This window comes from Streptomyces cyaneus, from assembly GCF_004028635.1.
Taxonomy (GTDB): Bacteria; Actinomycetota; Actinomycetes; order Streptomycetales; family Streptomycetaceae; genus Streptomyces; species Streptomyces cyaneus.
On sequence record NZ_RQJW01000015.1, the window covers coordinates 71492 to 94584 of the forward strand.

22 protein-coding genes are annotated in these 23093 nt (G+C 71.3%); 10 read left to right on the forward strand and 12 right to left on the reverse strand.

Translation table 11 applies throughout. The annotated features are described in order from the left end of the window. Positions 1–129: 129 nt before the first annotated feature. Positions 130–3237, reverse strand: a complete 3108-nt coding sequence (locus tag EHO50_RS37225; protein ID WP_128435766.1) for a glycoside hydrolase family 2 TIM barrel-domain containing protein — start codon at positions 3235–3237, stop codon at positions 130–132. Between the two features lie 143 nt (positions 3238–3380). Here EHO50_RS37225 and EHO50_RS37230 point away from each other — a divergent pair, with 143 nt between their 5' ends. From EHO50_RS37230 to EHO50_RS37240, 3 genes are all read left to right on the forward strand, one after another. Then, a complete protein-coding gene (locus EHO50_RS37230; protein ID WP_128435769.1) occupies positions 3381–5765 on the forward strand; it encodes a SpoIIE family protein phosphatase in 2385 nt (794 codons plus the stop codon). Positions 5766–5821: 56 nt separating this feature from the next. Next, entirely contained in the window at positions 5822–6478 is a 657-nt protein-coding gene (locus tag EHO50_RS37235; protein WP_128435772.1) for a DUF4232 domain-containing protein, read from the forward strand. Between the two features lie 90 nt (positions 6479–6568). Next, positions 6569–7825 (forward strand): SLC13 family permease, encoded by a 1257-nt coding sequence (locus EHO50_RS37240; protein WP_181449764.1) that lies wholly within the window; start codon positions 6569–6571, stop codon positions 7823–7825. Between the two features lie 35 nt (positions 7826–7860). Here the strand turns inward: EHO50_RS37240 and EHO50_RS37245 are convergent, their stop codons facing one another. Both EHO50_RS37245 and EHO50_RS37250 read right to left on the reverse strand, forming a co-directional pair. After that, positions 7861–9993 (reverse strand): RICIN domain-containing protein, encoded by a 2133-nt coding sequence (locus EHO50_RS37245; protein WP_181449761.1) that lies wholly within the window; start codon positions 9991–9993, stop codon positions 7861–7863. A 345-nt stretch (positions 9994–10338) separates the two neighbouring features. Then, positions 10339–11259, reverse strand: coding sequence for a helix-turn-helix domain-containing protein (locus tag EHO50_RS37250; RefSeq protein WP_128435777.1), 921 nt, complete (start codon positions 11257–11259; stop codon positions 10339–10341). Positions 11260–11323: 64 nt separating this feature from the next. On the opposite strand from EHO50_RS37250, the gene EHO50_RS37255 reads away from it, so the two are divergent. Beyond that, entirely contained in the window at positions 11324–12145 is an 822-nt protein-coding gene (locus EHO50_RS37255; RefSeq protein ID WP_128435779.1) for a phytanoyl-CoA dioxygenase family protein, read from the forward strand. 17 nt (positions 12146–12162) lie between these two features. Here EHO50_RS37255 and EHO50_RS37260 read toward each other — a convergent pair whose 3' ends face one another. The 3 genes from EHO50_RS37260 to EHO50_RS37270 form a co-directional block, all read right to left on the reverse strand. After that, positions 12163–13131, reverse strand: a complete 969-nt coding sequence (locus tag EHO50_RS37260; RefSeq protein ID WP_128435782.1) for an aldo/keto reductase — start codon at positions 13129–13131, stop codon at positions 12163–12165. Between the two features lie 74 nt (positions 13132–13205). Then, positions 13206–13739, reverse strand: coding sequence for a flavoprotein (locus EHO50_RS37265; protein ID WP_128435785.1), 534 nt, complete (start codon positions 13737–13739; stop codon positions 13206–13208). Positions 13740–13748: 9 nt separating this feature from the next. Then, entirely contained in the window at positions 13749–14207 is a 459-nt protein-coding gene (locus EHO50_RS37270) for a nuclear transport factor 2 family protein (RefSeq protein WP_128435789.1), read from the reverse strand. 107 nt (positions 14208–14314) lie between these two features. Between EHO50_RS37270 and EHO50_RS37275 the strand changes: the two genes are divergently transcribed. Next, entirely contained in the window at positions 14315–14866 is a 552-nt protein-coding gene (locus tag EHO50_RS37275; RefSeq protein WP_128435791.1) for a TetR/AcrR family transcriptional regulator, read from the forward strand. Positions 14867–14868: 2 nt separating this feature from the next. Here EHO50_RS37275 and EHO50_RS37280 read toward each other — a convergent pair whose 3' ends face one another. Then, positions 14869–15546, reverse strand: a complete 678-nt coding sequence (locus EHO50_RS37280; RefSeq protein ID WP_128436136.1) for an FMN-dependent NADH-azoreductase — start codon at positions 15544–15546, stop codon at positions 14869–14871. Positions 15547–15612: 66 nt separating this feature from the next. On the opposite strand from EHO50_RS37280, the gene EHO50_RS37285 reads away from it, so the two are divergent. After that, positions 15613–16515, forward strand: coding sequence for a sigma-70 family RNA polymerase sigma factor (locus EHO50_RS37285; RefSeq protein WP_128435794.1), 903 nt, complete (start codon positions 15613–15615; stop codon positions 16513–16515). Here EHO50_RS37285 and EHO50_RS37290 read toward each other — a convergent pair. Next, positions 16490–16690: a ferredoxin gene (locus tag EHO50_RS37290; RefSeq protein WP_128436139.1), complete on the reverse strand. Its 201-nt coding sequence runs from the start codon at positions 16688–16690 to the stop codon at positions 16490–16492. The genes EHO50_RS37285 and EHO50_RS37290 overlap by 26 nt on opposite strands. A gap of 42 nt (positions 16691–16732) precedes the next feature. Beyond that, positions 16733–17941, reverse strand: coding sequence for a cytochrome P450 (locus EHO50_RS37295; protein ID WP_128435797.1), 1209 nt, complete (start codon positions 17939–17941; stop codon positions 16733–16735). Positions 17942–18250: 309 nt separating this feature from the next. On the opposite strand from EHO50_RS37295, the gene EHO50_RS37300 reads away from it, so the two are divergent. Beyond that, complete coding sequence (locus EHO50_RS37300) at positions 18251–18880, forward strand: LysE/ArgO family amino acid transporter (RefSeq protein ID WP_246101768.1); 630 nt, start codon at positions 18251–18253, stop codon at positions 18878–18880. 82 nt (positions 18881–18962) lie between these two features. Beyond that, positions 18963–19412, forward strand: a complete 450-nt coding sequence (locus EHO50_RS37305; RefSeq protein ID WP_128435803.1) for a nitroreductase family deazaflavin-dependent oxidoreductase — start codon at positions 18963–18965, stop codon at positions 19410–19412. 108 nt (positions 19413–19520) lie between these two features. On the opposite strand, the gene EHO50_RS37310 is transcribed toward EHO50_RS37305, so the two are convergent. Then, positions 19521–20492 (reverse strand): cation diffusion facilitator family transporter, encoded by a 972-nt coding sequence (locus EHO50_RS37310; RefSeq protein ID WP_128435806.1) that lies wholly within the window; start codon positions 20490–20492, stop codon positions 19521–19523. Positions 20493–20690: 198 nt separating this feature from the next. Between EHO50_RS37310 and EHO50_RS37315 the strand changes: the two genes are divergently transcribed. Continuing rightward, positions 20691–21704 (forward strand): glutathione S-transferase family protein, encoded by a 1014-nt coding sequence (locus EHO50_RS37315; protein ID WP_128435809.1) that lies wholly within the window; start codon positions 20691–20693, stop codon positions 21702–21704. 23 nt (positions 21705–21727) lie between these two features. Then, positions 21728–22039 carry a DUF4235 domain-containing protein gene (locus tag EHO50_RS37320; RefSeq protein ID WP_128436142.1) on the forward strand — a complete coding sequence of 104 codons (312 nt, stop codon included), beginning with the start codon at positions 21728–21730 and terminating at the stop codon, positions 22037–22039. Between the two features lie 88 nt (positions 22040–22127). On the opposite strand, the gene EHO50_RS37325 is transcribed toward EHO50_RS37320, so the two are convergent. Together EHO50_RS37325 and EHO50_RS37330 are read right to left on the reverse strand one after the other, a co-directional pair. After that, on the reverse strand, positions 22128–22520 hold the full coding sequence (locus tag EHO50_RS37325; RefSeq protein ID WP_128435812.1) for a VOC family protein: 393 nt from the start codon (positions 22518–22520) through the stop codon (positions 22128–22130). Positions 22521–22599: 79 nt separating this feature from the next. After that, positions 22600–23064 (reverse strand): pyridoxamine 5'-phosphate oxidase family protein, encoded by a 465-nt coding sequence (locus tag EHO50_RS37330; RefSeq protein ID WP_128435814.1) that lies wholly within the window; start codon positions 23062–23064, stop codon positions 22600–22602. Between the last annotated feature and the right edge of the window lie 29 nt (positions 23065–23093).

A 23093-nucleotide genomic window follows, 5' to 3' on the forward strand; every position in this document is an offset into this window, starting at 1 on the left:
GTCCGGACGGTCTTGTTCGGCTGCGGCGCCGTCGTGGCTGGTCGCGCCCACGCGGCGGTAGCCGCATATCGAGACAGCCCCGCGCCCCGAAGGGGCGCGGCTGAACCCGGCGTCCGGACCGTACGTGGCTCAGGTGGCCGGTGCCTCCAGCTTGCTGATGCGTATCGCCCCTCGGGACTCGCCCGGGTGGGCACTGGTCAGGGTCAGTCGCAGCCGGGAGCCTCGTACCGCGTCGAAGGTGATGATGGTCGGCGCGTCGGAGGCGGTGGCCCAGCCCACGGACGGGCCCTCTACCGGCACGTACCGTCGGCCGTCCCACACCTCGGCCACGACCGACGCGGGCAGCGTGTGCGTGGCATCCAGCGTGAAGGAGACCTCCACCCGGTCGATGGTCCGTGTCCGCCCGAAGTCCACGCAGACCCAGTCCTCCGCCCGGGCTCCGTCGAAGGCGGGCAGCAGGGCCGTGGCCGCCTTGAGGAAGCCGTTGGACCAGCCGGTGGCAGGGTTGCCGTCGAGCATGGCGGCCGGGAGGCTGTCCGGGCGGCCGGAGTAACTGGCGTCGGCGTAGGGGTAGCTCACGGGCGCCGGATAGTCGGGCTCGAACGCGGCGGCCGGGGTGAGCGCGGCCGACCGGGCGGGAGACGTCCGCACGGTCACGCTGCCCGCCCGCAGGCCCTCGGCCCGTGCGGTCACTTTCAGGGAGCCCGCCTTCGTACCGGACCGTACGATCGCCAGCGCCTTGCCGCAGAAGGCCGTACGCGTACTGGCCTGGTAGCGCTCGGCGCTCTCCTCCCGCCCGTTGTCGAGCCCGGCGAGCGAGCCGCCCGTCACCTCGAAGGAGATCAGGTCCTCGGCGTCGGGCACCACCACTCCCCGGGCGTCGACGACCTCGGCGGTCACGAAGAGAAGCGAACGGCCGTCGGCGGCAAGGGACTTACGGTCGGCCGTGAGCCGTACGGCCTTCGGCGCACCGGCTGTGCGCAGTACATCGGTGGCGACCACCTTGCCGCCCCTGCGGGCCACCGCCTTCAACTCCCCGGGCCTGTACGGAACTTTCCAGGTGAGGTGGAGTTTGCCCGCGCTGCCGTTCGGGCTGGTGTAGCTGCCGGGGTAGGGGCCGTCCGTGAAGGTCTTGTCGTCGCCGGTCGCCTCGGTCGTCTCCAGATAGGTCCGGCCGTCGACGGTCTTCTTGGTGTCGAACGTCCGGGTGCCGAGGGACTTTCCGTTGAGGAACAGCTCGACGGTGTCGACGTTGGAGTACGCCCATACCTCGACCGTGTCGCCCTCCTGGTGGTTCCAGGTCATCGGCAACAGGTGGACCATCGGCTCGCCGACCCACTGGCTGCGGAACAGGTGGTACATGTCCTTCGGGAAGCCGGCCGTGTCGACGGCGCCGAAGAAGGACGCCTTCACCGGGAACACGTCGTACGGCGTCGGCTCGCCGATGTAGTCGATGCCCGACCACAGGAACTGCCCGGCGAACCACTTCCGGTCCCGGTCCTTCTTGTGCCCGTACTCGCCGCTCATGGTCCAGGAGGCGAGGTTGTTGTCGTACGAGGAGGTGGCGCGCTTGCCCGGTGTGTGGTTCTCGCCGGTGTTGAGGCGCTCGGGCTCCTGGTAGGCGCCGCGTGTGGACGTCTCGGAGGACGACTCGGATTCGAAGAGGAAGAGGTGGGGATAGCGGGCATGCAGGGCGTCCACCGACTTGGCGGTGTTGTAGTTGAGGCCGAGGCCGTCCAACTTGGCCAGGATCAGATCGCCCGGTGAGCCCGGGGCGGGCACGCTGCGGTGGCGGTGGGAGCCGATGACGATCGGGCGGGTGTCGTCGCAGGCCTTGATGGCGGCGATGAGCCGGTCGGCCATGGCGAGGCCGGAGGTCGAGGTGAACTCGGAGACCTCGTTGCCGATCGACCACACGAGGACGGCGGGCGAGTTACGGGCCGCCAGCACCATCTCGGTGACGTCCTTGTCGGCCCACTCATCGAAGAAGCGGCCGTAGTCGTAGCGCGTCTTGGGCGAGCGCCAGCAGTCGAAGGCCTCCACGAGCATCACGATGCCCATCTCCTCGCAGACCTGGATCATCTCCGGCGAGGGCGGGTTGTGGGAGGTGCGGAAGGCGTTGACGCCCATCGACTTCATGATGGTCATCTGCCGACGGATCGCGTCGATGCTGACGGCGGCGCCGAGGGCGCCCAGGTCGTGGTGGAGGTCGACGCCCTTGATCTTGCTGTGGACGCCGTTGAGGTGGAAGCCCTCGTCCGGGTCGAAGCGGAAGGTGCGGAAGCCGAAAGTGGTGCGGTAGGTGTCGGTGGTTCTGCCGCCGACGCGCAGTTCGGTCTTCAGGGTGTAGCGGTGGTGCGGGGTGTCGAAGTCCCACGACTTCGGGTCGCCGACGGTGAGTTCGTGGGTCTCGGTCGCCCTGTCGGTGACGGGGACCGTGGAGGACGTACGGGCGACGGTACGGCCGCCGGGATCGACGATCCGCGAGACGACCTCGACGTCCGTGCCACCGCCGGAGGCGTTCACCACCGAGGTCCGCACCCGTACGACGCCCCGTTCCCCGGTGATCTCCGGCGTCGTGACGTACGTGCCCCAGCGCTCCACGTGCACCGGCTCGGTGACGACGAGGCGGGCCTCGCGGTAGATGCCGCTGCCCGAGTACCAGCGGCTGCTGGGCAGGCGGTTCTGCACCTTGACCGCGAGCACGTTCTCGGTGCTGCCGTCGGTGTGCACGAGGTCGGTGAGGTCGAAGGCGAAGCCGGTGTAGCCGTAGGGGTGGCGGCCGACCTCCTTGCCGTTGCAGTAGACGTACGAGTCCATGTAGACGCCGTCGAACTCCACCGATATCCGCTTGCCCGCCAGGCCGGGCGGCAGGGTGAAGGCGAGGCGGTACCAGCCGAGGCCGCCGGGGAAGAAGCCGGTGCCGCTGGTGGTGCCGTGCTCGGTGGTCGGGGCGAACTCGATGCTCCAGTCGTGCGGCACCGCGACCTCACGCCAGCCCGAGTCGTCGTAGCCGGGCTCGGCGGCGCCCGCGTACGCGCCGGTCGGGTCGGTGAGGCCGCCCGGGTTCACCAGGGCGAAGCGCCAGCCGTCGCGCAGCGCGACCGTGCGGCGGCCGGATGAGGCACCGGTGGATTCGGTGGTCTCAGCGGCCCGTGCCGTCGAGGTGGTCAGCAGCGCTCCGGCCGCGGGGGCGGCCGTGGAGGCGAGCAGTAACGATCTTCGAGTGACTGTCATGTGCGGCTCTCCCTCATCAGGGCGCAGAAGTACTCACAACTGATCGCGAACAAACAGATTCTGACGGGGTGGCATGCCATACCGTCAAGGGTGCGCCTGGGAGTTCCGGGGTTTGTGCGCAGCCGACGCACTAGCCTGGAACGATGAACCCGGAGTATCCGTTCGACGACGCCGCGACAGCCCGCGCCGTCATCGACGACGACGGCAATCTCGTCGAGTGGAACGCCGGGGCCGAACGGCTGCTGGGCCACCGGGCCGCCGAGGTCCTGGGGCGCCCGGCCGTGGATCTGCTGGCCGGTGCGGGGGAAAGCGGATCCGTCGCGCCTGAAGGCGACCGCTGGGACGGCGTCGTCACCCTGCGCCATCGCGACGGCGGCGCGGTGCCCGTGTGGCTGCTCGCCCACCGTGTCCGGCCGGGCGTCGACGGCCCCGACCGCTGGCTCGTGGTCACGCCCCTCGAAGGGGACGGCCCGCGTGCGCCCGACGACCCGCTCGACCACGTCGGTCTCCTCGACTCCCCCTGTGCCATCGCGATCTACGACGAGCGGCTCCGTCTGCGCCGGATCAACACCGTCATGGCGGAGGTCCTCAGGCTCTCCGAGGAGCATGTGCGCGGGCTGCGGGCGCCCGAACTGAGCGGCAGAGCCCAGAGCACGGACATCGAGCAGTACCTCCTGCGCGTGCTCACCACGGGCCGGGGCACCGACGTACGCACATACCTTCCGGTCGGTGGGGACAGAACGTACGCCTGGCTGGCCCGCATGGCCCCGATCACCGACAGCAAGGGGCGGGTGCGCGGCGTGTCCGTCGCCGCGCACGACTTCACGGAGCAGTACCTGGCCCGGGAGCGGCTGCAGCTGGTGAACGAGGCCAGCGTCCGCATCGGCACCACCCTGGAGGTCATCCGGACGGCCGAGGAGCTGGCGGAGATCTGTGTCCCCGCCCTCGCCGACTTCGTGAGCGTCGACCTGCTGGACCCTGCGGAGCACGGGGGCGAGTCGCCCACCGGCCGACTGACCGCCCCGATCAGCCTGCGCCGGGCCGCCCACCGATCCGTCCACCCGGGCAACCCCGAAGCCGTGGCCGAGCCGGGACATGCGGACGTGTATCCCACCCCGTCGCCCCAGGCCGACGCACTGCTGGCGGGGCACACCATCGTGGCCTCGACGTCGACCGGCGACCTCGCCCAGTGGCTCGCCTGGGACCCGGTACGCGCCGAGCGGATCAAGGAGTACGGCATCCACGCGACGATGTCCGTACCGATCCGGGCCCGCGGCACCACCCTCGGCGTCGCCGTGCTCACCCGGTTCGAGAACCCCGACCACTTCACCCCGGACGACGTGCTGCTGGCCGAGGAGATCACGGCGCGCGCGGCCGTGTGCATCGACAACGCCCGCCGCTACTCCCGCGAACGCGAGACCGCCCTCGCCCTGCAACGCAGCCTGCTGCCCCGGTCCCTGCCGCGCACCGCGGCGCTCGATGCGGCGTCCCGGTATCTCCCGGCGGCCCGGTCGGGGGTGGGCGGCGACTGGTTCGATGTGATCCCGCTGTCCGGGATGCGGGTGGCGATGGTCGTCGGGGACGTCGTCGGCCACGGCGTCCAGGCGTCGGCCACCATGGGCCGGCTGCGCACGGCGGTGCGCACTCTGGCCGACATCGACCTCGCTCCCGACGAACTGCTCACCCACCTCGACGACCTGGTCGTACGCCTCTCCGAGGAGGCGGGCACCGACGGCAGCCCCGGCGAGGTCGGCGCCACCTGCCTGTACGCGGTGTACGACCCGGTCTCCCGGCGCTGCACGCTGGCCCGGGCCGGACACCCCTCGCCCGTCATGGTCCCGCCGGGCGGCGAGCCGGAGGAGATCGAGCTGCCCGCCGGGCCACCGCTGGGCCTGGGCGGGCTGCCGTTCGAGTCCGCCGAGCTCGAACTGCGCGAGGGCACCGTGCTCTCCCTCTACACCGACGGCCTGATCGAGAGCCGCGACCGCGACGTCGACGCCGGTCATGCGCTGCTCCGCGAGGCGCTGTCGGCGTCCTCCGAGTCGCTGGACGAGACCTGCGACCACATCCTGCACGCCCTCCTGCCGCCGGCCGGCGCCGCCGACGACGTGGCCCTGCTGCTGGCCCGCACCCAGGGACTGCCCTCCTCGCAGGTCGCGACCTGGCACATCCCGGCCGACCCGGCGCTCGTCGCGCCCATCCGCAAGCAGGTCATGGAGCAGCTCGACCACTGGAATCTGAGCGAGGCGTCGTTCACGGCCGAGTTGGTGGTGAGTGAGCTGGTGACGAACGCCATCCGCTATGGCACACCCGGCATCCGCCTCCGGCTGATCCACGACGCGGCCACGCTCATCTGCGAGGTTTCCGACACCAGCCACACGGCACCGCATCTGCGCCGCGCCAAGATCTTCGACGAAGGCGGCCGCGGGCTACTGCTGGTCGCTCAACTGACCCAGCGCTGGGGCAGCCGGCACACGACCGACGGCAAGACGATCTGGGCGGAGATCGGGCTCCTGGGCGAGGAGTGAGTACTCGGCTGCAAATCATCGAGTACTCGGCGGCAAAACGGGGATTCGTCACAGACATGGGACGTGCACGCGCATTCCACTCTTTACACCGAGCGACTCCCCTGGTGACCGCCGTCGCGCTACTGGGCCTGCTGGCCGCCTGCGACAACGGCGCCGACTCATCGGGCGCCGTACAGACATCGGCCGGTACGAGCAGCCGTACGACCGAACCAGGCACACCTGGTACCGGTACCCCCGCGACCGAGCCGGCCACGACCGGCACCGGCAGCCCGGCACCCGAGCCGACCGCCTCCAGCACGCGGTGCCACACCTCCGAGCTGCGCGCGTCCATCGGCCGCCCCAGCCCGGGGGCCGGACAGCGGAACTTCCCGATCGTGCTGACCAACACGGCCGACCGGACCTGCACCGTGCGCGGCTATCCGGGTGCCGCCTTCGTCGACGCGTCCGGCAAGCAGCTCGGCCCGGACCCGAAGCGCTCCCCCGACACGCCCGAGACCGTCACGCTGGCCCCCGGCCGCAGCGCCTGGGCCGGGCTGACCTTCGCGAGCCCCGAGATCAGCGGGGCCCGTACGGCCACGCCCGAGGCGCTGCTCGTGACGGCGCCGGACGAGCGGGATGCGCTCAAGGTGGCGTGGACGGCCGGTGAGGTGCCCGTGGCCGGAAACGAGTCCTCGGTCTTCCTGACCGTGGTCCAGCCCGGCACGGGTGGTTGATCCCTCCCGGCCAGGGGTGCTCACAGGGCTCTTACCGCAGCCTGTTTTCATGTGCGGGCACCTCTTCGATCACGTCATGAAGGACCCGCTCTGAACACCCCGCTCGCCGAAGTACTGTCCGTGGTCCTGCTCGTCGCCGTACTGCTCGGGGCCGTTCTGCGCCCGTTCGGCCTTCCGGAGGCCGCGGTCGCGGTACCGGCGGCGGGGGTGGCGATCGCGACCGGGGTGATCTCGCCGGCGCATGCGTGGGCGGAGGTGGAGCGGCTCGGGCCGGTGGTCGGTTTCCTCGCCGCGGTGCTGGTCCTCGCCCATTTCTGCGAGGTCGAGGGCCTCTTCCGGGCGTGCGGGGCCTGGATGGCCCGCTGGGCGGCGGGGTCTCCCGGACGGCTGCTGACCGCGGTGTTCGCGCTGGGCTCGGCGATCACGGCCGTGCTCAGCCTGGACGCCACGGTGGTGCTGCTGACGCCGGTGGTGCTGGCCACCGCCGCCCGGGCGGGCGTCCGCGCCGAACCCCACGTCTACGCCTGCGCGCACCTGTCGAACACGGCCTCGCTGCTGCTGCCGGTGTCCAACCTCACCAACCTGCTGGCGTTCGAGGCGAGCGGGCTGAGCTTCACCCGGTTCGCGGCGCTGATGACATTGCCGTGGCTGGCCGCGATCGGCGCGGAGTACCTGGTCTTCCGGCGCTGGTTCGCCGACGAACTGATGGCCCCGGTGCACGAGCCCGACCCCGGCAAGGCGCCCGAGCTGCCCCTGTTCGCGCTGGTCACCGTGGGGTGCACGCTGGCCGGGTTCGTCGTCGCCTCGGCGGTGGGCGTCGAGCCGGCGTGGGTGGCGCTCGCGGGGGCACTGGTGCTGGCCGGGCGGGCGATCGTCCGGGGCCGGGCCTCCCCGCTCACGGTGGTGCGGGCCGCCACCCCGGCATTCCTGGGGTTCGTGCTCGCGCTCGGCGTCGTCGTGCGCGCCGTGGTCGACCATGGGCTCGCCGACGCGCTCGGGCAGGTGCTGCCGGACGGCTCGGGCCTGGCCGCGCTGCTCGGCATCGCCGCGCTGGCCGCCGCATTGGCGAACCTGATCAACAACCTGCCCGCCGTGCTGGTCCTGCTGCCGCTGACCGCCCCGGCCGGGCCCGGCGCGGTGCTCGCGGTGCTGCTCGGGGTGAACATCGGCCCGAACCTGACGTACGCCGGCTCGCTGGCCACCCTGCTGTGGCGGCGCATCGCGCACCGGCACGGGCACGACGTCGCCGTCGGGGAGTTCACCCGGCTCGGACTGCTCGCGGTGCCGGCCGCCCTTGTCCCGGCCGTGGTGGCGCTGTGGGCGTCGCTCCAGGTTGCCGGAGGCTGAGTCGCAGCAGGCCGACCGACCGAGCCGGGCAGCGGTCACCCGCGACCGCCACCGCCCTGGCCGTAGCCTCCATAGCCGCCGCCGTACCCGTATCCGCCGTATCCGCCCCCACCGGACCCGCCGTACTGGCCGTCCGACGAGCAGTAGTACGGGTGGTAGTAGCAGTACGGGTCGGTCGGGTACGGGCTCGTGGGGGGCGGCTGCGAGGTCGACGGGGTCGCGGACGGCGTCGGGGTGGACGTCGGTGCCTTCGACTTCTTGGGCGTGGGCGTGGGGGTCGGCGTGGGCTTGGGGGTCGTCGGCTGCGGAGTACCGACCTCCTGGTCCCAGTTGACCGCCTCCATCTGGAGTTCGGTCTTCGAGGTGTCGATCACCCAGTGCTGGGCTTCGCCCTCGTCGTCACGGGTCTTGAGGACCAGGGCTCCCGAGCCGTCCGTGGCGGCGGGGCTGAGGGCCAGTTCCTGGTTGAAGCGCGGTACCAGGGTGCCCTGGAGGGTGAAGTCGTAGCGGACGTTCTTGGTCTCGGAATCGGAGCCACCCGTGCACGGGGCCAGCCGGACCGAGTAGCCGAGGTGGGAGTCGAGGCAGAGACCGGGGTCCGCGCCGCTGCGCAGCAGGCCGTCGGTCTCGTACGACCACTGCTGGCCTGCCGCCGAGGAGCAGGTGGCGAGCTCGGTCTCCGCGTTCTTGGCGGCCTTCCCGCCGACGATGCCGACGCACAGCCCGGATCCGATGTTGTAGAGCCGGCCCCGCAGATCGCCCTTCGCGGCCTCGGCGGCGCCCGCCCAGGACGGGTTGCTGGTGGCGGAGCCCGTATTCGAGTCGGGCGCTTCGGAGGGACGGTCGCGCGCGGTCGGGGTGGAGCCCTCGTCGGAGCCCACGACGGACCAGATGACAAGCGGGAGGACGACGAGCGCGCTGACGGCCGCGACGGCCGCGGTGAGGTTGCGGCGCCGGGCGGCACGGCGGGCGGCCTTGAGGGCCGCGCGGCCGGAGCAGCCGCGGGGGGTGCCCGGACCGGGAGCTGTGGTGGCAGCGTCGGTTCGCCGGGCGGTCCGACGTGCGGTGCGGCGGGTCCGTCGAGGGCCCGTCTGCGCGGGCGACGCGACCACGTCCGCAGTGGAGAAGGGCCGGCCTGCGGGGGCGGACACCCGTGGAGCGGGCGTGGGAGCCTCGCCCTCGGAGGCGAAGTTCTCCGCCGCGGGCGCGCGACCCTCGTCCGCGCGGGTAGCCGCATCTCCGGCAGGTGGGAAGGCGCCGCTCTCGGCGAAGAAGGACTCACCCGCGATCGCCGCTGTCGGCGCCGGCGCGGCCTCCGCCTCGGCCGGATTCTCGGCTTGGATCGCTCTCGATTCCAGATAGGCTCTCGCGCCCCAGCCGAGCACCGCCTCGGCCAGTGCGACGCCGAGCCCCGCGTTGAAGAAGTGCAGCTGGCCCGCGGTGTCGCTGCAGTGCGCGCAGCGGTCCAGGTGCTCGCGCAGGTCGGGGTCGACGTCGACGCCGCCGCGCCGGTAGGTCACGTCCAGCATCCGCAGGTAGCGCCGGCACTCCTGCTCCGGGGCGAGTTCGCGGTGGAGCTGGAGGCACTCCTCGCGCAAACGCTCGTGGGCCCGGCCGAGTTCGACACGGGCGTCCTCCTCGTCGAGGCCGAGCAGTCCGGCGGGTATCGCCAGCGGTTCTGCCTCGACCTCGCTGTGCCACAGCAGGCAGCGGGCGGACTGGGGCAGCCGCTGGAACGCCCCGGACAGCAGCCGGCGGTCGGCGGGCGGCAGCAGCCGGGCGGAGACGCGCTCCCCGCTGCCCGGCTCGGTCCGCAGCTCGGGGTGGAGCAGCTCCTGTCGGCGGTCGGTGCCCCACTCCGCCGCGATATGGCGCACGGTGACGAGCAGTTGGGGACGCCACGCGGCCGTCGGTCCGGTCTGCCGCAGTGTTTCGCCGAACAGCCGGGTGAATGCCGCGGTGGTGAGCATGCCGGCGGAACGGGCGTCCGCGGTGCACAGCCGTGCGTAGGCGAATCCTGCTTCCCAGTGCCGGTCGAGGAGTTCACCGACGGGATGGAGTGCCGGTGTCGCCCCCGTCCACTTCTTCAGTTCGGCGCTCAGTTGAGCATCGGTCACTTCGAAGAGGCGGGCGTCGCGAGGGGAATTCGACAGGCCTGCGTCATGCACGGGGGCATTCCTCCGGAGGGCATGCGGCTTTGAAGGTTCATACCAATGGGTATGCTCCGGGCGCGGCTCTTGTGAAGCATGGGGCGTGTGGGAGCGAGGCACACCTTTGCACAGGTCAGCGACAGGGAACAAGTGATTCCAGTTTTTTGTGCATTGCGTGCGCACCGATCAGGATTTGACGATTGGTCAACATCTGATCGCGGCCATTACGGCACATCGGCAGGGCAATTGGAAATGGTATTCACTCAACACTCTTCGGCGGCCTGCGAAAACCATTGAACGAACCCGCCCCGACCTTTTCGCCTGGTCATACGGGCGCACGCGCCTTCACCTTGCCTTCACAAGTCACGCGCCAACCATTGGGCCGCTCGCCCGGTACACGCCGGGCGGCAGCCCGTACCGTTCGCGGAACACGCGGTTGAAGTGAAACGGGCTGGCGAACCCGGAGGCGGCTGCCACGCGTTCCACAGACAGGTCGGTGGTCTCCAGCAGCCGGGCGGCGTGCCGCAGACGGGCCTCGCGCAGGGCGCGCATCGGTGACTGTCCGACTTGCCCGGTGAAGAGGTGGGCGAACCGGGAGGGCGAGAGCGCGACGTGCTCGGCGAGCGAGCGCACCGTGTGCGGGGCGCCCGGATCGGCGGCGATCAGTGCCTCGGCCCGGCGTACCCGGTCGTCGACGCCGGGGTGGGGCGGGGGCGTCCGCGCGGTGCCGGCGGTGAGCAGCACGACCTCTTCCAGTGAGCACAGGGCGAGTTCGCGGGCCGCGGTGCCGTGCGCCACCGCGACCTGCTCCTCTCCCGGCGCCAGGACGGGCGGCGCGTCCGTCCCCGTCCAGCGGGCGTCGGCGAGCATCCGACGGAAGGCCGCCTCGACACGGCCGTGCACCGTGTCCGGCGTCGGCGTGACGACGTACATCCCCTCGCCGGTGTCGTACGGGCGCAGCCAGGACCGCCAGGAGGAGCGGGCCTGGCAGTGCACCCACCAGAACTCCCAGTGCCGTGCGCCCGGTTCGACGCCGTAGCCGTGCGGGACACCCGGCGCGAGCACGACCAGGTCCCCCGCCCCGGCCCGGGCCTCGGTGCTCCCGTGCCGCAGTCGCCCCCGTCCGCCTGTCGTCCAGGTGAACAGCCAGCTGTCCGCGCCGCGCGGCCGGTTGATGCCGTACCCCGGCGGCTGGTCGAAGTGCCCGACCACCACCAGGCCCGGCGGCGGGGCGGGATCACCGGGTGCAGCAGTCTCGGGCAACCCGTCAGCGCTCACGGTCATCCTCCTGGGGTGGGCATAGGCCTAGCGTGGCCGGGGTGAGGACATCCGACCTGGGAGTGGACGCATGACAGCCACGGACATCGGTGCCACCGGCACCCCCATCCTGCCCGAGACCGGGCTCCGCCAGTTCCGCGAGGACGGCTTCACGGTCGTACGCGGACTGTTCGGGTACGACGAGATCGACCGGCTGTGCGAGCGGTTCGCGGCGCTGCACTCGGCCGGGCCGGTGCCCGGGCACTTCGAGCCGCGCCCGTCGGACGGCGACCCGCTGCGCGTGTTTCCCCGGGTGATGCAGCCGCACGAGATCGACGAGCTGTCGCTGCGGGTGCTCCTCGATGCTCGGCTGCGCAGCGTGCTGGAGGCGCTGCTCGGGGCGGAGGTGCTGGCCGCGCAGAGCATGTTCTACTTCAAGCCGCCGGGGGCTCGGGGGCAGGCGCTGCACCAGGACAACTTCTATCTGCGGGTCGAGCCGGGCACGTGTGTGGCGGCGTGGATCGCGTGCGATGTGATCGACCGGGACAACGGCGGCCTCGAAGTCGTCCCCGGCACCCACGCCATGGACCTGTTCTGCCCGGAGACGGCGGACGCCGACGTGTCCTTCGCACGGGAGTACGTGCCGCCGCCGCCGGGCCTTACGGCCGTACCCGTCGACATGGAGCCGGGGGACGTCCTGTTCTTCAACGGCAGCCTGGTGCACGGCTCGCAGCCCAACCGTACGGAGGATCGTTTTCGCCGGTCGTTCATCGGGCACTACGTGGGGCGTTCGGCCGAGCGGATCGGCGAGTACTACCGCACGCTGACGATGAGCGGCGACCGCGTCCCGCTGCCGCACAGCGAGGGCGCGGGACCGTGCGGCACGGAGTTCGCACCGCACGGGCCGCACTGATCCGTCGGCGGCGCCGGTCAGTGACCGATGATCGGATGCGGAGCGTACGGCTGCTGGAGCTCCTCCAACTCCTTCTCGCTGAGCTCCAGTTCGACCGCGGCCGCCGCGTCCTCGATGTGGTGCGGCTTGGCGGCGCCGATGATCGGGGCCGCCACCGCGTCCTGGTGCAGCAGCCAGGCGAGGGCGACCCGGGCGCGCGGGACGCCGCGTTCGTTCGCGACACGGGTGACGGCCTCGACGACGACCCGGTCACTGTCGACGTACAGCCGGCTGCCGAAGTTGTCGTTCGCGCTGCGCTCGGTGACCGTGCCCCAGTCCCGGGTCAACCGGCCGCGGGCCAGCGGGCTCCAGGGCAGCACGCCGACGCCCTGGTCCGCGCAGAGCGGCAGCATCTCGCGCTCCTCCTCGCGGTAGAGGAGGTTGTAGTAGTTCTGCATCGACACGAACCTGGTCCAGCCGTGCCGCTCGGCCGTGTACTGCATCTTGGAGAACTGCCAGGCGTACATCGAACTCGCCCCGATGTAGCGCACCTTGCCCGCCTTCACCAGGTCGTGCAGGGCCTCCATCGTCTCCTCGACCGGGGTGTGCGGGTCGAAGCGGTGGATCTGGTACAGGTCGACGTAGTCGGTGCCGAGACGGGCGAGACCGTGGTCGATCTCCGTCATGATCGCCTTGCGGGAGAGGCCGGCGCCGTTGGGGCCGGGCCGCATCCGGCCGTTCACCTTCGTCGCGAGCACGATCTCGTCCCGGCGGGCGAAGTCGCGCAGCGCCTTGCCGACGATCTCCTCGCTGGTGCCGTCGGAGTAGACGTTGGCGGTGTCGAAGAAGTTGATCCCGGCGTCCAGCGCCTGCCGGATCAGCGGCCGCGACGCCTCCTCGTCGAGGGTCCACTCGTGTACGCCGCGGTCGGGGAGCCCGTAGGTCATGCAGCCCAGACAGATCCGCGACACGTCCAGGCCCGTCGAACCGAGCTTCACGTACTGCATCGTTGCTGCTCCTGCGGTCGGGATGGGATATCAGGGGGAGCGTACGTGGCCGGGTGCGGGCGGGGCCTGTTCCGTCACCGGTCCAGCAGGTCCAGCGCCCGCTCCCACCCGAACTCCGGCCGCCGGCCGTCCTCCCTCACCTCGCCGGAGTACGGCTCCCCGAAACGCACGCCCATCCCCCGCAGCCGGATCAGGCTGTCCTGGTACGCGGGATGGGCGGCCAGCGCGTCGGCCACGCAGGGCAGGGCGGCGATGGGGACGCCGAGGCCGTACGCCTCGCACAGGGTGCCCAGGGCGAGGGTGTCGGCGATGCCGGCGGCCCACTTGTTGATCGTGTTGAAGGTGGCCGGGGCGACGACGACCGCGTCGGGCTCCGGGAAGGGCCGTGAGTCACCGGGGCGACGCCAGGCGGAGCGGATCGGGCGGCCGGTCTGCGTCTCGACGGCGGCGGTGTCGAAGAAACCGTTCATGGCGAGCGGCGTCGCGATGACGCCGACGTGCCACTGGCGCTCCTGCGCGGCGGTGATCAGCTTGCCGACGTCCGTGGCGATGCCGGCGGCGCATACGACGACGTAGAGAAAGGGCGCTCGCTCGTCCTGTTCGGTCACCCGCGCACCCTACTCAAGCGGGAAGGACAACCCTCGTTCGGCCTCGGGGCGCGGACCGTGGATCCGGCGCTCCTTCTCCTCGATGGGTACGTCGTTGATGCTCGCCTCGCGCCGGGTCATCAGCCCGTGCTCGTCGAACTCCCACAGCTCGTTGCCGTACGACCGCCAGCACTGCCCTTCGGCGTCCCGGCACTCGTACTGGAAGCGGACCGCGATGCGGTTGCCGTCGAAGGCCCACAGGTCCTTGCGCAGCGCGTACTCGTGCTCGCGGGCCCACTTCGCGGTGAGGAACTCGACGATCTCGGCGCGGCCGGTGACGAAGGTGTCGCGGTTGCGCCACACCGAGTCCGCCGAGTAGGCGAGCGCGACCTTGTGCGGGTCGCGGGTGTTCCAGGCGTCCTCGGCGGCCTGCACCTTCCTCGCGGCGCTCTCGCGGGTGAACGGCGGTAGGGGCGGGCGGTCGGTCATGGCGTCCTCCGGGCGGAAAGAGCAGTGCGGACAACGGAGAACGACCGTTCTCCGCATGACTGCTACGGTAGGAGAACGCTCGTTCTCAAGTCAAGGAGTGGTCGTTCATGGACAGCGCAACCGCCCGGGAGCAGGCACTGGACGCCGCGGAGAAGCTGTTCTACGGGCGCGGCATCCAGTCCGTCGGCATGGACGACATCCGGGGCGCGTCCGGGGTCTCGCTGAAGCGGCTCTATCAGCTCTTCCCGGCGAAGGAGCAGCTGGTGGAGGCGTATCTGGAACGGCGCGACGTGCGCTGGCGCGGGCAGCTCGCCGCTCACGTGGAGCGGCAGGCGGACCCCGAGCGGCGGATCCTGACCGTCTTCGACTGGCTGGAGGAGTGGTTCGGCGAGACGGACTTCCGCGGGTGCGCGTGGATCAACTCGTACGGCGAGCTGGGCGCCCGCTCCGAGCGGGTGGCGGACCAGGTCCGGGCGCACAAGCGGGCGTTCCACGACTACCTCGCCTCGCTGGTGGCCGGCGCGGGGCTGCCCGAGACGCTGACCGGGCAGCTGTTTCTGCTGGCCGAGGGCGCGATGGTCACGGCGGGCATCACGGGCAGTACGCGGCCGGCGGCACAGGCGCGGGAGGCGGTGCGGTCGTTGTTGGCGGCGCGCTGAGGTCAGGCGGCGGCGAGTTCCGTGACGGTCGCGCGGGCCCGGCTGAGGGAGTCGGCCGCGAGGTGCTCCAGACCGGCCAGTTGGGGCAGGACGTCGATGCGGGTCAGCTCGGCGGCGACGAGGTGGAGGTTGTCCGGCGCCACGCCGAGGCGGCCGAAGTAGGCCCGGAGATACGGCGTTTGGAAGTCGCAGTGCTCCAGCGGGGCGCCGTGGCCGTATCCGCCACCGCGGGCCATGAGCACGACCACACGGGTGCCGCGCAGCAGGCTCTCGCCGCTGTCCGGGTCGGTGAACGCGCCGGGGAAGGTCACCCGGTCGATCCAGGCTTTCAGGGACGCGGGTACGGAGAGGTTGTACATCGGGACGCCGAGCAACACCGTGTCCGCGGACCGCAGTTCGGTGAGCAGGGGCAGGGTGAGTTGCCATTCCCTTTCCTCGGCGGCGTTCTCGATCAGCGCCGGCACCTTGTCCGGCGGGACGAAGCCCTCGCGTTCCACCCGGCGGCCGAGGGTGGTGTACGCCGGGGTCAGCGGGGGCACCGGGTCGGCGGACAGGTCGCGGTGGTGGTGGGTGCCGTTGGTGTGTGCGGCGCGCCATGTGGTCGCGTAGAGGTCGGTCAGCGTCCTGGTCACGGAGTCGGCGGCCAGGTCGGCGCTGGAGTCGATGTGCAGCAGTGTCATGCCGGTCACCTCGATCGGGTCGGGTTCGTCGTAGGGGTGACGGAGCACGACGGAGAAAGGTGACCGATGGACGGCACGGACGAGCTGGCACGGCGGTTCGAGGCCCACCGGAGACAGCTGCGGGCGGTCGCGTACCGCATGGTGGGGTCGCTCGACGAGGCCGAGGACGCCGTCCAGGAAGCCTGGTTGCGGCTCAGCCGTACGGGTGGCGACGGCATCGGCCATCTGGCGGGCTGGCTGACCACGGTGGTCTCCCGCATCTGCCTGGACATGCTGCGCTCCCGTGCCGCGCGGCGCGAGGACCCGTACGGGGACCAGGTGCCGGAGTCCGGCGGCGGGGCCGTGCCCGAGGACGAGGCCGTGCTGATCGACTCGGTGGGTCTCGCCCTGCTCGTGGTCCTCGACCGGCTGGGTCCGGCGGAGCGGGTCGCCTTCGTGCTGCACGACCTGTTCGGGGTGCCCTTCGACCAGGTGGCCCGCGTCGTGGACAGGTCCGTGCCCGCGGCGAAGAAGCTCGCCAGCCGGGCCCGGCACAGGGTGCGGGGCACGCCCGCGGTTCCGGGCGCGGCACTCGACCGGCACCGGCAGGTCGTCGAGGCGTTCCTCGCCGCAGCGCGGGGCGGTGACCTGGGTGCACTGCTCGGCCTGCTGGCCCCCGACGTGGTCCGCCGGGCCGACCCCGCGGCCCTGCCGCCGGGCGTGGCGACGGAGCTGCGGGGTGCCCGGGCGGTCGCGGAGGGCACGGTGCTCATGCGCGACCGGGCGCGATTCGCGGTGCCGGTGCTCGTGGGCGGCGATGTGGGACTGGTCGTCGCCCCGCTCGGACGGCTGCTGTACGTCGTCACGGCCACCGTGCGGGGCGGGCGGATCAGCTCCTACGAGGTGATCGCCGACCCTGCCCGGCTGCGCGCGCTCGACCTGGCCGTGCTTGACCCGCCCGGCGTCAACTCCCCGTTTCCGACACGGTGATGGCGCTGACCGGACAGGCCCGGGCGGCCTCCCGGACCATCGGGTCGCCGCCGCCGTCCTCCCGGCCGGGCAGCAGGGCGCTGTAGCCGTCGTCGTCCTGGGTGAAGACGGACGGGGCGGCGAGGGCGCACTGGCCGGCGCCGACGCAGAGGTCGTGGTCGATGTCGATGTGCATGTGGCGCGTTTCGCGCGTTTCGTTCTGCATGACCGGAGCCTCTTACCAGGTCACGGGGAGTTCCAGCATCCCCTGGATCGTGTCGCCGGGTTTGAAGGGGATTTCCTCCGCAGGGACGGCCAGGCGGAGGTTCGGCAGCCGGTCGAAGAGGGTGCGCAGGGCGATCTCCATCTCGGCGCGGGCCAGGTTCTGGCCGAGGCACTGGTGGATGCCGAAGCCGAAGGCGACGTGGTGGCGGGTGGGGCGGTGCCAGTCCAGGGCGTCGGGGTCGGGGTAGACGGCCTCGTCGCGATTGATGACGGAGGTCGAGAAGACCACGCCGTCGCCCGCCAGGATTGTCCCGCCGTCCGTCTCGATGTCCTCGACGGCGACCCGCAACATGCCGTCGGCGATCGACAGCATCCGCATGAGCTCCTCGACCGCGTCGGGCAGCAACGCCGGGTCGGCGCGCAACTCGGCCAGGCGGTCGGGGTGCTGGAGGAGGGTGTAAGTGCCGAGGGAGATCATGTTGGCGGTGGTCTCGTGGCCGGCGACCAGCAGGATCACCGCCAGGGCGATGAGCTCCTCGTGGTCCAGCTCGCCGTCACGCAGCTGTTGGTGGACGAGTTCGTCGAGGACGCCGTCGCCGGGCTCCGGCTGTTTCTGTTTCCGGTCGATCAACTCGGCGAAGTACTCCTCCAGTCGGTCGCGGGCGTCCATGGTGTCGGCGGCCGTGGGCCCGCGCAGCAGGCGCCGGGACTGTTCCTCGAAGAAGTCGTGGTCGGCGTAGGGGACGCCCAGCAGGGCGCAGATGACCATCGACGGGACGGGTAGCGCGAAGGCGCTCACCAGCTCGGCGGGCGCTCCCCGGGCGATCATCGTGTCGAGCCGTTCGTCCACGATCCGCTGGATCTCCGGGCGCAGCTCGGCGGCACGCCTGAGCGTGAAGCTGGGAACCATCATCCGCCGCTGGACCCGGTGTTCGGGGTCGTCGACGCCCAGCAGCGCGGTCTTGCGGTTGCGGACCGCCGCGAACCGGGCGTTGGGCGCGGGGAAGCCGGGCCGGGTGCGGTCGGAGGACAGCCGCGGGTCGGCCAGCAGGGTGCGGGCGAGGGCATGTCCGGTGACCAGCCACACCGGGCGGCCGTCGTAGAGGGTGATGCGGGCCAGCGGGCGCGCGTCGCGCAGGGGGTCGTAGGCCGTGGGTGGGTGGTACGGACAGGTGCGGTTCTGAGGGAAGGCGACGGTGTGCGATTCCGTCATGTCCGTCATGGAAGACCTCGCAGACGAAGAGTGCGTCGTGCCGATCTTCATTAGATGCCCGGGGCATCTAATGGGGCGACGTCAAGTTCGGCCAGATCAGGCGTGCGGGCAATCTGGCCGGAGATCGTCGTACAGAGCGTCGGTCGTGGAGACTTCGAGCCGGTCCCTCGGTGAAATTCGCTTGTGGGCGGGCATCCGTCCCCCGCAGAATCCGGCCATGTCTACGACCACCGCCTTTCTGCCGCTGACCGTCGCCGTTCGTCCGGTGCGGTTCCAGCAGCAGCCCGGCCGTCCATGGAGGCCCACGCTTCCCACGTCGTGACCGCGGCGCTCGTCGCGGGGCTGATCGCGGGGTACGGCATCGCCGTCCCGGTCGGCGCGGTCGCGACCTATCTCGTCTCCCTCACCGCCCGTACGTCCCTGCGGACCGGGGTCTGCGCCGCGCTCGGCGTCGCGACCGCCGACGGGCTCTACGCCCTCGTGGCCACCCTCGGCGGCTCCGCACTGGCCGCCGCGCTGCGTCCGGTGCTGGGGCCGCTGCGCTGGGCCTCCGCCCTGGTCCTCGCGATCCTCGCGGTACGCGGCGCCGTCATCGCCGTACGCCACCACCGCGACCACCGGCTCGCCACCACCGCCCGCTCCACGCCCTCTCCCCCGAGCCCGGCGCGCGCCTACCTGGCGCTGCTCGGCATCACCGTGCTCAACCCGACCACGGTCATCTACTTCGCGGCTCTCGTCCTCGGCACCCGCGCGACGGATGCCGTACCGCCCCTGGAACAGGGCGTGTTCGTGCTGGCCGCGTTCGCCGCGTCGGCGAGCTGGCAGGTGCTGCTCGCCGGGGGCGGGGCGCTGCTGGGGCGGGTGCTGACGGGGCAGCGGGGGCGGCTCGTGACCGCGTTGGTGTCGAGCGGCGTGATCCTGGTGCTCGCCGTGCGGATGCCGGTGTAGTCGCGGCAGGATGAATCACGCGTGTGCCGTTGTTGAAGAGCGACGTAAGTCAGTACCCGGACACGACGATGGGACCGAGGCCATGCCTCTTGACGGTGAGTACGAGCCGAGCCCGACCAAGTGGGTGCGCGAGCAGGTGGAGTTGTACGAGAGCTCCGGCGGCACCCAGGGCACGACCCTCATGGACACGGGGATGCCGGTGATCCTGCTCACGACCCGGGGTGCCAGGAGCGGGAAGATCCGCAAGACGCCGCTGATGCGCGTCGAGCACGAGGGGCGTTATGCCGCGGTGGCCTCGCAGGGCGGGGCGCCCGAGCACCCGGTCTGGTACCACAACGTCAAGGCCGATCCCCATGTGGAGCTCCAGGACGGGCCGGTGAAGCGGGACATGAAGGCCCGCGAGATCACCGGCGCGGAGAAGGCCGAGTGGTGGGAGCGTGCCGTCGCCGCGTATCCGCCGTACGCCGACTACCAGGAGAAGACGGACCGGGTGATCCCGGTCTTCGTGCTGGAGCCGTTCGACGAGGACTGACCGGGATCCGGCCGGGTCCGGCCGGGGCTTCGGAAAGGGCTGATCGGGGCTTCGGAAATTTTTTCTCGGCCAGGACGCATGAACCCGTGTTCGCCGGGCACACGTGCGTCAGGCCCCGCCGCGCTCCCCCGTCGCGGCGGGGCTTCCTTGTGCCTCGCGTGCGGAGCGTTCGGTCACGTCGAGGAAGATCTGGTCCGCCTCGGCGACGGTGCGGCCGATGGATCGCTTGATGCGGACGGCGACCTCCTCGACCTGCTCGCTGTCGAGGCCGGGCACCAGGTCGACCCGCGCCGCCACCAGGGCCGTTTCCAGGCCCGTCTGCATCGTGAAGAGCGCTTCCACGCTGTCGATCTCGGGCTGGGCCTCCAGCAGCGCGCGGATCCTGGCGTCGGCCTCGGGGTCGGCGGCCTGCCCGATCAGCTGGTCGCGGGCGTCGCGCCCCAGCCGGTAGGCGACGTAGACGAGCAGCGCGCCGATCGCGAGCGAGGCGGACGCCTCCCACCCGACCTGCCCGGTGATCATGTGCATCGCCATGCCGGTGAGGGCGAGGGTCACGCCGAGCACCGCCGTGGCGTCCTCGGCGACGACTGTGCGCAGAGCCGGGTCGCGCAGGCCGTCCACGACGCCGCCCTGCCGGCGCACCTGGTGCAGCGCCCGCACCAGCGACAGGCCCTCGGCCACGAAGGCGACACCGAGCACGATCATGCCCGCCGCATAGCCGCCGAACTTCTCCTCGGCGCCGCCGTGCAGTGCCTCGATGCCCTGAAAGAAGGAGAAACAGCCGCCCATCACGAAGATGCCGACGGCCGCGAGCAGCGACCAGAAGAAGCGCTCCTTGCCGTAGCCGAAGGGGTGGCGGCGGTCGGCGGGGCGGCGGCTGCGGCGCAGCGCGGCCAGCAGGAAGACCTCGTTCATGCTGTCCGCTACGGAGTGCGCCGCCTCCGACAGCAGGGCGGGTGAGTGGGCGACGAGTCCGCCGACGGTCTTGGCGACCGCGATGACGAGGTTGGCTGCGAGGGCCACCAGGACGGTGACACGGGTCCTTCGGTCCGACTTGGGTGCCTTGGGCGCGTTGCTCACTCACGCCGACTGCCCCGGCCGGTACGGGCCACACCCGCAGTCCGTCGGCGGAAAGAGAGGGATCCGGTGAGATCGGGGAACCCGGCCCATGACGCAGACGTACGGCAGAGACGCGGACGTGCGGCAGAGACGCGGACGTGCGGCAGAGACGCGGACGTGCGGCAGAGACACAAACATACGGCAGAGAGGAGCCCGGTCATGAGCGGCGGGGGCAACACCGCCTATGGGAGGAAGTCGTTCCAGCGGTCGAAGGCCCACTTCACGGACCGGATCACGGCCGACGGCCGGGACGGCTGGCCGGTGGAGGCGGGCCGCTACCGTCTGGTGGTCAGCCGTGCCTGTCCGTGGGCGAGCCGGGCGGTGATCTCCCGGCGGCTGCTCGGCCTGGAGGACGCCCTGTCGCTGGCGATCGCCGACCCGATCCAGGACGACCGCAGCTGGCGCTTCACGCTGGACCCCGACGACCGCGACCCGGTGCTCGGCATCCGCTTCCTCAGCGAGGCCTTCGACAAGCGGGAGACCGACTACCCGGGCGGTGTCAGCGTGCCCGCGATCGTGGACGTACCCAGCGGCGAGCTCGTCACCAACGACTATCAGCGGATCACGCTCGACCTCGCCACCGAGTGGAGGGACCTGCACCGCGAGGGAGCGCCCGATCTGTACCCCCAGGCTCGGCGGGACGAGATCGACTCCGTGATGGCGGATGTCTACGAGGACGTCAACAACGGTGTGTACCGTGCGGGCTTCGCCACCGGCCAGGACGAGTACGAGGGGGCGTGCGCGCGTCTCTTCCGGCGGCTTGAGCTGCTGGCCGAACGACTGGCCGGGCAGCGCTATCTGGTCGGCGACACGATCACCGAGGCGGACATCCGGCTGTTCACCACGCTGGTCCGCTTCGACACCGTCTATCACGGTCACTTCAAGTGCAACCGCTGGAAGTTGACGGAGAATCAGGTTCTGTGGGCGTACGCCCGCGACCTCTACCAGACGCCCGGATTCGGTGACACCGTCGACTTCGACCACATCAAGCGGCACTACTACCAGGTGCACAGCGGCATCAACCCGACCGGCATCGTGCCCCTCGGACCGGATCTGGCGGGGTGGCTGACGCCGCACCACCGTCAGCAGCTGGGTGGCAGTCCGTTCGGCGACGGGACACCGCCCGGGCCGGTTCCCGAGGCCGAGCGGGTTCCGGCACGGGGGCGGCCCTGACCATGAAGGAGGCGCAGGCGCAGATGGCCAAGAAGAACAAGCAGAAGAAGATGAAGCTCCCCCTCGCCTACAAGCCCTTGGGATTCGCGCTGGGCTGGGCGAGCGGTGCGCTGGCGGGGCTCGCCTTCCGCAAGACATGGATGGCGATACGGCATGAGGAGGACGCCCCCGACGCGCTGGACCGGGAGCGCGGCTGGGGCGAGATCCTGCTGGCGGCCGCGGTCCAGGGCGCCCTCTTCGCGATGGCGCGCAGCTTGGCGGACCGCACGGGCGCGAAGGCGATCGAACGCTCGACGGGTGTGTGGCCGGTCAGCGAGAAGGGCGGGCGGGACTGAGCGCACTTACGGGACACCGGCCGGACCCGATACTTCCGGGAGCCGGCCGGAACCGAACTTCCGGAAGGCCGGCTGGAACCGAGGACGCTCAGCCCTGCTTCGGCGCCGTAGAGGCGATGCGGCGCAGGGTGAAGGAGTGGCCGGCCGGGTCGGCGTAGCCGCGTTCCTCGTACGGGCCCGCCGCGTCCTTGGTCTCCAGGGCACGGCCGCCGAGTCCGATGATCCTGCGCTCCGCCTCGTCCAGGTCCTCCACCACGAAGTCCAGGTGGGCCTGGAGGGAGTTCTCGGGGCGCGGCCAGCTCGGCGGGGTCGCGTTCATGTCGCGGCGGAACGCGAGCCGGGTGCCGTCGGCGCCCCTGATCTCCACGCGGTTGGCGGTCGCCTCCGTCTGCTCACCGTCCAGCAGTTCCGTGTAGAACACGGCGAGTTTCTCCGGCTCGGCACAGTCGAGCACCACGAAGCCCGCATTCACCAGTGGCATGAGTCCTCCGAAAGGTCCGGGGCGCGGGACGTCCGTGTCCCGCCGCCCTGTGGCTCCCGGGTGTCCCGACCGGGTCGTTTCAGTCCGCGACCAGCCACTCTCCGTCCCGCATGAGCTCCCGCCCGTCCAGCTCGTTGGCCTCGCGCCAGGCCTGCACCCGCTGCGGCCGCACTCGAAAATACAGGTACGGCGTGCTGAGCCGACGCGGATCGAAGCCGGTCCTGGCCGCGAACCGGTCGGCCACTTCCTCGGGCAGTTGAGCAGGGGCGATCGTGTCGACCGTGCCCTCGATCATGACGACGTCACGGGTCGGCCCGACCCCGAGGCGCGCCCTGCCGGTCGTCCGCAGGTTCCGGCCCGTCGGACTGCCGGCCGGTGTGGCCAGCAGCAGGGTCGAGCCGTCCCAGAGGTAGGAGAGCGGGACGAGATACGGCACGCCCCCGTCGACCTCGGCCGTGGCGACCCACACGTCCTCGTCGTGCTCCAGTCGGTTCAGGGTGTCCTGCTTGCGCTGCTTGGCGGGGCGTGCGGGCGGGCGGGTCATCGGTGGACGGCCTCCTGACGGGGCATGAC

Bases quoted from the DNA above. Each gene is read 5' to 3' on its own strand.
- EHO50_RS37330 (WP_128435814.1), bottom strand. From the start codon at position 23,064: ATGACCCGCCCGCCCGCACGCCCCGCCAAGCAGCGCAAGCAGGACACC.
- EHO50_RS37280 (WP_128436136.1), bottom strand. From the start codon at position 15,546: ATGACACTGCTGCACATCGACTCCAGCGCCGACCTGGCCGCCGACTCC.
- EHO50_RS37255 (WP_128435779.1), top strand. From the start codon at position 11,324: ATGACAGCCACGGACATCGGTGCCACCGGCACCCCCATCCTGCCCGAG.
- EHO50_RS37235 (WP_128435772.1), top strand. From the start codon at position 5,822: ATGGGACGTGCACGCGCATTCCACTCTTTACACCGAGCGACTCCCCTG.
- EHO50_RS37325 (WP_128435812.1), bottom strand. From the start codon at position 22,520: ATGCCACTGGTGAATGCGGGCTTCGTGGTGCTCGACTGTGCCGAGCCG.
- EHO50_RS37260 (WP_128435782.1), bottom strand. From the start codon at position 13,131: ATGCAGTACGTGAAGCTCGGTTCGACGGGCCTGGACGTGTCGCGGATC.
- EHO50_RS37270 (WP_128435789.1), bottom strand. From the start codon at position 14,207: ATGACCGACCGCCCGCCCCTACCGCCGTTCACCCGCGAGAGCGCCGCG.
- EHO50_RS37285 (WP_128435794.1), top strand. From the start codon at position 15,613: ATGGACGGCACGGACGAGCTGGCACGGCGGTTCGAGGCCCACCGGAGA.
- EHO50_RS37305 (WP_128435803.1), top strand. From the start codon at position 18,963: ATGCCTCTTGACGGTGAGTACGAGCCGAGCCCGACCAAGTGGGTGCGC.
- EHO50_RS37250 (WP_128435777.1), bottom strand. From the start codon at position 11,259: ATGACCGTGAGCGCTGACGGGTTGCCCGAGACTGCTGCACCCGGTGAT.
- EHO50_RS37320 (WP_128436142.1), top strand. From the start codon at position 21,728: ATGGCCAAGAAGAACAAGCAGAAGAAGATGAAGCTCCCCCTCGCCTAC.
- EHO50_RS37295 (WP_128435797.1), bottom strand. From the start codon at position 17,941: ATGACGGACATGACGGAATCGCACACCGTCGCCTTCCCTCAGAACCGC.
- EHO50_RS37230 (WP_128435769.1), top strand. From the start codon at position 3,381: ATGAACCCGGAGTATCCGTTCGACGACGCCGCGACAGCCCGCGCCGTC.
- EHO50_RS37275 (WP_128435791.1), top strand. From the start codon at position 14,315: ATGGACAGCGCAACCGCCCGGGAGCAGGCACTGGACGCCGCGGAGAAG.
- EHO50_RS37315 (WP_128435809.1), top strand. From the start codon at position 20,691: ATGAGCGGCGGGGGCAACACCGCCTATGGGAGGAAGTCGTTCCAGCGG.
- EHO50_RS37225 (WP_128435766.1), bottom strand. From the start codon at position 3,237: ATGACAGTCACTCGAAGATCGTTACTGCTCGCCTCCACGGCCGCCCCC.
- EHO50_RS37290 (WP_128436139.1), bottom strand. From the start codon at position 16,690: ATGCACATCGACATCGACCACGACCTCTGCGTCGGCGCCGGCCAGTGC.